The organism is Vibrio zhanjiangensis, from assembly GCF_030161235.1.
Classification (GTDB): Bacteria; Pseudomonadota; Gammaproteobacteria; order Enterobacterales; family Vibrionaceae; genus Vibrio; species Vibrio zhanjiangensis.
Genome location: NZ_BSPW01000018.1, coordinates 30,313 through 38,252 on the forward strand (window position 1 = coordinate 30,313; position 7,940 = coordinate 38,252).

General features: G+C 40.2%; 6 protein-coding genes. 2 read left to right on the forward strand and 4 right to left on the reverse strand.

What is annotated here, in order from left to right:
* Positions 1-147: 147 nt before the first annotated feature.
* Together QQK21_RS03985 and katG are read right to left on the reverse strand one after the other, a co-directional pair.
* On the reverse strand, positions 148-798 hold the full coding sequence (locus QQK21_RS03985) for an HAD family hydrolase (RefSeq protein ID WP_284190909.1): 651 nt from the start codon (positions 796-798) through the stop codon (positions 148-150).
* Between the two features lie 413 nt (positions 799-1,211).
* Positions 1,212-3,389 carry a catalase/peroxidase HPI gene (katG, locus tag QQK21_RS03990; RefSeq protein ID WP_284190910.1) on the reverse strand — a complete coding sequence of 726 codons (2,178 nt, stop codon included), beginning with the start codon at positions 3,387-3,389 and terminating at the stop codon, positions 1,212-1,214.
* A gap of 421 nt (positions 3,390-3,810) precedes the next feature.
* On the opposite strand from katG, the gene QQK21_RS03995 reads away from it, so the two are divergent.
* Positions 3,811-4,593, forward strand: coding sequence for a substrate-binding periplasmic protein (locus tag QQK21_RS03995; protein WP_284190911.1), 783 nt, complete (start codon positions 3,811-3,813; stop codon positions 4,591-4,593).
* A gap of 39 nt (positions 4,594-4,632) precedes the next feature.
* Here QQK21_RS03995 and yqfB read toward each other — a convergent pair whose 3' ends face one another.
* Positions 4,633-4,950 carry a N(4)-acetylcytidine aminohydrolase gene (gene yqfB, locus QQK21_RS04000; protein WP_284190912.1) on the reverse strand — a complete coding sequence of 106 codons (318 nt, stop codon included), beginning with the start codon at positions 4,948-4,950 and terminating at the stop codon, positions 4,633-4,635.
* Entirely contained in the window at positions 4,947-6,146 is a 1,200-nt protein-coding gene (locus QQK21_RS04005) for a DEAD/DEAH box helicase (protein ID WP_284190913.1), read from the reverse strand. Before QQK21_RS04005 ends, yqfB begins: the two co-directional genes overlap by 4 nt.
* Before the next feature lie 575 nt (positions 6,147-6,721).
* Between QQK21_RS04005 and QQK21_RS04010 the strand changes: the two genes are divergently transcribed.
* Positions 6,722-7,450 (forward strand): PhzF family phenazine biosynthesis protein, encoded by a 729-nt coding sequence (locus tag QQK21_RS04010; RefSeq protein WP_348541462.1) that lies wholly within the window; start codon positions 6,722-6,724, stop codon positions 7,448-7,450.
* The last annotated feature ends 490 nt before the right edge of the window (positions 7,451-7,940 follow it).

Below are 7,940 nucleotides of genomic sequence, written 5' to 3' on the forward strand. Positions count from 1 at the left end.
TGTTATCCCTTAATTCAATATGAATATGCCAGTAGTGATAGACGTTGGGGCTAGTGAGGAGAAACCGAACCCTTTAAAGTAGATTTCGTTAGATTTAAGAGTTATTAGTTTTAATTTTAGGCTATAAATAGCCAAGTGATGGTGTGTCTAGCTGTGTAGATTTAGAACATTCAGTACGTCTTTTAGAGATGGCAAAATTGTATGTCCTAAAGCCTTAATTTCCTCACAAGGTTCAACTAAATCAGGGATTTGAAACGTCGTCATTTGGGCAGCGATAGCACTACGGACGCCATTGTTGGAGTCTTCAAATGCTAAACAATGTTTGGCATCAACGCCCAGTCGTTTGGCTGCTAAAAGGTAGATTTCCGGATCGGGTTTTCCGTTTGAGACTTCGCAGCCACAGGTTAGTCCATCAAAAAATGTGTCTATTCCAGCTAGCTGTAACTTGATTTCAGCCACATCACGTTGAGTAGAGGTGGCGACAGCAGTTGGAATCTTGTTTGTTCGTAACCAATTTAATAACTCTACCACACCTTCCTTAACGGGAATCGGTTGATGTTTGACTATTGCATCATAGTTACGGCGCCATTCAAGATGAAGTTTATCCAGATTATTGCCATAGGCCTGACGAAAAATTTTTTCAATGCCAACAGAGTTTCTACCAATTATAGACAGGTATACATCTTCGTAAAAAGGTAGGTTTACGGTAGAGCATGCTTGTCTAAATACATGCATGCAAACACGTTCAGTGTCGAGTAATAGGCCATCCATATCAAAGATAGCGGCTTGGAATTTCATTGAAAAGGCTTACTTATGTTTTTAGTGTTGATTATTTTTGCATATTACCTGATGTGAGTAAATTGAAAGCCAACAACCGCGATGAAAACGACGCGTGTGTTATAGAGCGGGAAGATATAGACATTCGTTTAAAAATGAAGCATACGTTGAATGATGAGAGTGTTCACCGTATGCTTGCATAGGTGGTTTAGTAAAAAATAAAAAACTCTTGTGTGTCGAACAATTTAAAAAACTCGAACCCTTTCATAGCCAACTCTCCTTGTTAATCCACAATTGATGGATAAATTGATTATATTATGAATGTGGTTTCTTAATGAGTCTTGCCTTATTAACACTAGTTGAAAATTGAATTATTGCCAAAAATCGAATGTATACGCCTCTTGGTCATAGGTATGCCCAAGAGGCGTCTTTCCTTATTGATTGAGGTCAAAACGGTCAGCATTCATGACCTTTGTCCATGCTTTGATAAAGTCGTTGATGAACTTCTCTTTACTATCATTCTGTGCATAAACTTCGGCATAGGCTCGCAAGATTGAGTTTGAGCCAAAGACTAAGTCTACTCTCGTTGCAGTCCATTTTTCGTTGCCACTTTTCCGCTCTACGATCGAATATGAATTGCGTCCAGTGGGCACCCAATTGTAACGCATATCGGTTAAGTTAATGAAAAAGTCATTACTTAAAACACCAGGGTTTTCAGTAAAAACGCCATGTTGTGTATTTGAATGGTTAGTATCGAGTACGCGCATTCCACCGATGAGCACTGTCATTTCTGGAGCAGTTAAACCCAGCAATTGAGCATGGTTGAGCATCAGCTCTTCAGGACCTACTGCATAGTGCTGTTTTTGCCAGTTGCGGAATCCATCTGCTATGGGTTCTAAAACAGCAAATGATTCAACATCCGTTTGATCTTGTGTTGCATCTCCTCGGCCTGGTGAAAAAGGAACCACAATGTTTACACCTGCAGCTTTTGCAGCCCTTTCTACTCCGACGTTTCCTGCCAATACTATTGCATCAGCGATGCTCATATTGAATTCATCTGCGATATTTTCAAGTATGGGCAAGACTCGAGACAGTCTTTCTGGTTCGTTTCCTTGCCACTGATTTTGAGGGGCAAGACGTATACGTGAGCCGTTAGCACCCCCGCGTTTGTCGGAATTGCGGAAAGTACGTGCGCTATCCCAAGCTGTCGAGACCATATCACCAATACTTAAGCCGCAGTTTTCAATTTTTGCTTTGGCTGCATCTATGTCGTAACTCGTATTTCCTGCTGGTACAGGATCTTGCCATAGCAAATCTTCAGCGGGTACGTCTGGGCCAAAGTAACGAGATTTAGGCCCCATGTCGCGGTGAGTGAGTTTGAACCACGCTCGCGCGAAGGTCTCTGAAAAGTAGGCTTGATCTTTGTGGAAGCGCTCTGAGATCTTATGATAGTCGGGGTCAATTCTCAGTGCCATATCCGCATCGGTCATAATAGGGTTTGTACGAATGCTAGAGTCTTCGACGTCGACCGGTTTATCTTCATCGTCCATGTCGACAGGTTCCCATTGCCATGCTCCTGCGGGGCTTTTCTTCAGATCCCAATCGTATTCAAGTAGAAGACGAAAATATCCGTTATCCCATTGAGTTGGGTTAGTTGTCCATGCTCCCTCAAGACCACTTGTCATGGTGTTGCGGCCTATTCCTCTTGAGGTATGGTTGTTCCATCCAAGGCCCTGCTCATGGATCTCTGCCCTTTCTGGCTCTGGGCCTATATTTGACTCACTGCCATTACCATGGGCTTTACCAACAGTATGACCGCCAGCAGTCAGCGCAACGGTTTCCTCATCATTCATTCCCATACGCTCGAATGTGGTACGCATATCTTGAGCGGTTTTTAATGGATCCGGTTTTCCGTCCACACCTTCGGGGTTCACGTAGATAAGCCCCATCATCACAGCCGCAAGAGGGTTTTCTAAATCTCGCTCTCCGGAGTACCGGCTGTTTTCAGAGCCGCTAGGAGCCAACCATTCTTGCTCCGCTCCCCAATAAATGTCTTTTTCGGGATGCCAAATATCCTCACGACCAAACGCGAAACCAAATGTTTTAAGCCCCATGGATTCATAAGCCATGTTACCGGCCAAAATCATTAAGTCAGCCCAACTTATTTTGTTACCGTACTTTTGTTTGATCGGCCAAAGTAGGCGGCGTGCTTTATCTAAGTTTGCATTGTCTGGCCAAGAATTGAGTGGGGCAAAGCGTTGATTTCCCGTGTCCGCGCCACCTCTACCATCGCCAATACGATATGTGCCTGCTGAGTGCCAAGCCATACGAATCATAAGGCCACCGTAATGACCCCAATCAGCTGGCCACCAGTCTTGACTGTCTGTCATGAGGGCTTTTAAGTCGTTTTTAAGCGCTTGTACGTCAAGCGTCTTGAGTTGCTCACGATAATTAAAATCTTGGCCAAGTGGGTTGGTTTTTTGGTCATGTTGGTGAAGTATATCGAGATTGAGTGTTTTGGGCCACCAGGCCACATTTGATGAGTCAGAAGAAGTGGCCCCTCCATGCATAATAGGACATTGACCACCAGTTTTACCGTTTTTATGTTCCATGACTTGCTCCTTACTGCCATGCTTTATCATCAGCCTTTTAGTATGACTAAGACATCCAGTGTTTTATCTTTAACAGCCGCTTTTAACTTTGTGTACCTAGGATTGAGCATAGTTGGCACATGCGTATATAGAAAACAGTTTATGGCTATGTTGTTGATAGATGCTTTCTATCGCTACCAAACTTTAAGTGGTTATTTTTCACTTTTTTCTATTTTTATTGGAAGGTCTGAAGGATATGGGTAAAAAATCCACTTAGAAATAACAAGCTATCTTTGTTGTTAAGACTAAAAAAATCGGGCGATATTCTCTATCAATATTACTATTAACGTTGGGGGCATAGAAATATTGCCAGTTTGTGGATGATTTCCCCTTTGCTGATGCACCCATATTTGCAATGTTTGGACTTTCAGGAGGAGCCTGAATGACAAAAGTACGACTTGTTATCATCATTTGCGCATTGCTCGTAATAAAGCCGGTGCTGAGTCAACCAGTAGAGTTGGTAACTTTGGAATATCCTCCTTATATTGAAACAAGAAATGGTCAGGTTTCAGGCGTTGCAGTTCTACTTGTAAGTTACATATTTCACCAATTGGAGACGCCGGTGAATATTACTGTATTGCCTTGGGCACGGGCTTTAGCTTTGGTTCAACGAGGTAAAGCTGATGGTATTTTTACCGCTTTTAAGAATGCAGAAAGAGAAACATTCGCAGACTACAGTCAAAACGTACTTTTTGTTCAGAACATCAGTTTAATGGCGCTAAGGGGAAGTGGTTATCGACCAGAAGAGATTTTGATCGGTGATGTTTCAGATGTTGCCTTATGTGTGGTAAACGGTGTCAGTTATGGCAAAAGAATGGATGCCAAGATTGCTCAAGGCGGCTTTAGAGCAGTATTTCAGCGAAATAACGCTCAAGAATGTGCCCATTTAATTCGCACTAAACGTGCAGATATATGGGTCAACAACGAGTTTGGTGCGCGAAGTATCCTAGTGCAAGAGAGCTTAGACAAAGCGATTGAAATACTGACTCCTGCGGTTGAGGCTACGCCTAGCTATATCGCCTTCTCAAAAAAACGCGATCGCAAGGCGCTATTGAATCGATTCGATGAGGTACTGGCTCAAATGAGGCAGGATGGACGCTATGAGACCATAATTTATGGTTATTTTGAAAGTATGAGAATCAAATGTGAATCTACTTTTGAGTAAGGACAATGAACCGCTATTAAAATAGCGGTTTTTATCAAATCAATGGATTAACTCAAAAGTTATAACATACAAGTCATCGTCATTAGGGTAAATATCACCTATCAGTTGCTTTAACTTTGGCAATGGAAGGAATTCTTGCTCAGCGTGACCTTGATTGATGTCGTCAAATCGAAGGGGTTCTACTGAAACAATCTTGACGTCGCACACTTTCTTATCTGTCTCCAAAGTAAACACTTCAACTTGGCTATCGGGTACATAGTAAGACTCGGACTTGTCACGAATTGTGATGGTCTTTTTACCTGAAGTAATAAGCGGTATGAGAGACTCAAAGAAAGTGATTTGGGTTGGTGTTTTCATTGATTATCCTTAATCTGACGCTTATTTTTGGGGACATAGTTAAGGATAGAGATTGGAACAGGCTTGCGAGGTTCAAAGCCCTCGATTTCTCTGCGCTCAAGCAAGTGTCCAAGGCGAGACTCTATCATACATAGGTTTTTAAAATTATCTTTAGAAACGAAGGATATTGCTTCACCTTGCAAGTTGGCACGACCAGTTCGACCAATACGATGAATATACTCATCGGCTGGGAAGGGTAGATCATAATTGATCACTCGGGATAAACCTTCAATATCAATACCACGAGCACCAACACCAGTGGCAATCATATACTTAATTTTGCCAGCTTTGAAATCTTCCAAGAGCTGAGAGCGAACAGCTTGACTTCGACCACTGTGAAACGCTTCTGCTACTATTTCACGCTTTTCAAGCTGTTGGGCAAGTTTAGCTGCACCGTGTTTGGTCTCGATAAAAATCAAGGCCTGTTCCCAGTTATTGACCTTAATTAGATGGCTAAGTAGCGAGGATTTCTTATCTTTATCAACCGTGATGATCCATTGTTCAATGTTTTTCTTAGATGCTTGATTTGCGGCAATAGAAATCTCGACTGGGCTATGGACAGCTGTTTTGGCAAGGTCACGTACTTTATGAGAAAGTGTTGCCGAAAATAGCAGGCTTTGTATGTCATTGGGTAAGCGGCTTAAAATCTTATTCATGTCGTCGATAAAGCCCATGTCCAGCATCCGATCTGCTTCATCAATAACCAAAACTTCAACTTCATCAAAATGCAATGCGCGTTTACCATACATATCAAGCAACCTTCCGGGAGTGGCAACCAAAATGTCTATGCCACTAATGAGTGCTTGCTTTTGACTGCCCTCATCGACTCCACCATATATTGCGAGTGATTTGAGACTGAGGTTTTGTCCGTATAGGCGAATTTTATTGTCGATTTGAATAGCGAGTTCGCGGGTTGGTGTTATGATCAAACCACGAAAGCGTTTTTTTCGCTGTGTTTTCTCTTGGCTGAGCCTTTCGAGTATTGGGAGAACAAAGCTCGCGGTTTTTCCTGTTCCAGTTTGAGCTGCGGCGATAAGATCTTCGCCTTCCAGAATGGCAGGGATAGCCTTGGTTTGAATTTGGGTGGGTTTATCATAGCCAATTTTTGCTATAGCTTGGGTGATAGGGTGGCTTAAGCCAAGGTTTGCGAATGACATCTATAACACTCAACATTCTAGTTAGGTAGGTAGCTTTACGTTAAGTAAGGAGTTTAGCATGTTAATAACACATGTGGGCTGATTATTTGGTGGCGCCTATTGCAGTGACATAAAAGAGCCAATGTGGTCTTTTAATGCACTTTGGACAAGCAATGGAAGATGGTGCTGTTGTGAAGGGTGGGGGACGTAAAAGAAATGAACGCTTGAGCCTATGATTCTGATATCTTTCCTGAGTAAATTGATTAGACCAGCATTTTGAACTTTTGTAAAACTGACTTCAAAATCAAGTTAAAATAAACGCATTGTAATTGAGGTTATGAGATTAAAAATTTAATTTCAATATCAGAATACGTTAAAATCCTGAGGCTTTATTCTATTTTACAGCATTTAAATTCCCATATGATATTATAAATTTTTAAAATATAAAAAGATGATTTATTTAATTAAATTTATTTTTTATAAGGCTTTTTTCTTGCATAAATAGCTGTGCTAGGTTAAATTTTACCATTTGGTAAATGAATTTATATTTTAAGAATCGTTCAGGGTGGTGTTTTATTCAATTGATAATATGTGATGTGTTTGTTAGTAACTCTTCGGCAGGAAATCCTTCGGGAGTTGTTGAACTTGAATATTGGTTATGCGATGATGATTTGCTTCAATTAGCTCGAAGGATTAATCAACCAGTTACGGCTTTTGTGGTGAGTCTATCAGGTGATTTTCATATTAGATGGTTTGCATTAGCTGGTGAAATTAATCTGTGCGGTCATGGCAGTTTAGCGGCAGGAGCGGTTATGCTCGATCGTTATTTTATGACACACATTACCTTTCATAGCCAATATGGAAACGTCACTATCTCAAAGGAAGGCAATCTTTATAGCCTCGTTTTACCTAGTTGGAGTGGTAACTTTCCGGCCAAGAATGAAAGCGGATTACGTCTCCCCTGCGAATTTATAGATATATTTTCTACTCGTGATCTAGTGGTGGTTTTGCCTTCTGTCGAAGCGGTTATATCCTATACACCCAACTATGAAGAAATCTCTAAAATGAACCATCACCATGCTTTGATGGTAACAGGACAAGATGGTAATAGTGGTTATGTACTAAGGTATTTTGCTCCCAAAATTGGTATTGATGAAGACCTCGCAACTGGTTCTGCACAATGCTCTTTAGCACCATATTGGTTTAATAAACTTGCTAAAGAAAGGCTGGCTGTGAACCAATTATCTCATACTGGGGGGTATTTTGAGGTAGAGAGGCTATCAGATCAACAGATTAAATTGCTTGCTCAAGTTACTTTTCGTTAAATTCCTATCTTTAGTAATTACAAGAATATTTTCTTTTTCTAAATAATAAATTATTGTCTATCACTTATTATGCATAGTGCTTAGATACTTGATGTCTATCTAGTATTTTTATTAATGCGTCTTATTTTCAGATAAAACTTTCTATGAATTATGATTATTTAAACATCTTAATCCAATTTCAATGCCAATATTTATTTTGTTGAATCAGGTAATTCATTAATTTGAAAACAAATAATTTACCTTTCAAAATTAATAATATATCACAATGACTAATGTTAATTATGTCTATATGAGCTTTATTATCAGTTGATGATAGAAGTGTTTCTAATTTGTTATATTTATATGCAACTCATGCAGGTTATAAAGTTTAAAGTTTTATTTATAAAAAGTATTATCTCTATAAGTGTAGGGAAATAAATTACGAAATTGTTAGACTGATAATGCCCGTTTTATTAATAGCGAGGCGATGCCTAGCATCAGGAGAAATATT

Bases quoted from the DNA above. Each gene is read 5' to 3' on its own strand.
- yqfB (WP_284190912.1), bottom strand. From the start codon at position 4,950: ATGAAAACACCAACCCAAATCACTTTCTTTGAGTCTCTCATACCGCTT.
- QQK21_RS04005 (WP_284190913.1), bottom strand. From the start codon at position 6,146: ATGTCATTCGCAAACCTTGGCTTAAGCCACCCTATCACCCAAGCTATA.
- katG (WP_284190910.1), bottom strand. From the start codon at position 3,389: ATGGAACATAAAAACGGTAAAACTGGTGGTCAATGTCCTATTATGCAT.
- QQK21_RS03985 (WP_284190909.1), bottom strand. From the start codon at position 798: ATGAAATTCCAAGCCGCTATCTTTGATATGGATGGCCTATTACTCGAC.
- QQK21_RS03995 (WP_284190911.1), top strand. From the start codon at position 3,811: ATGACAAAAGTACGACTTGTTATCATCATTTGCGCATTGCTCGTAATA.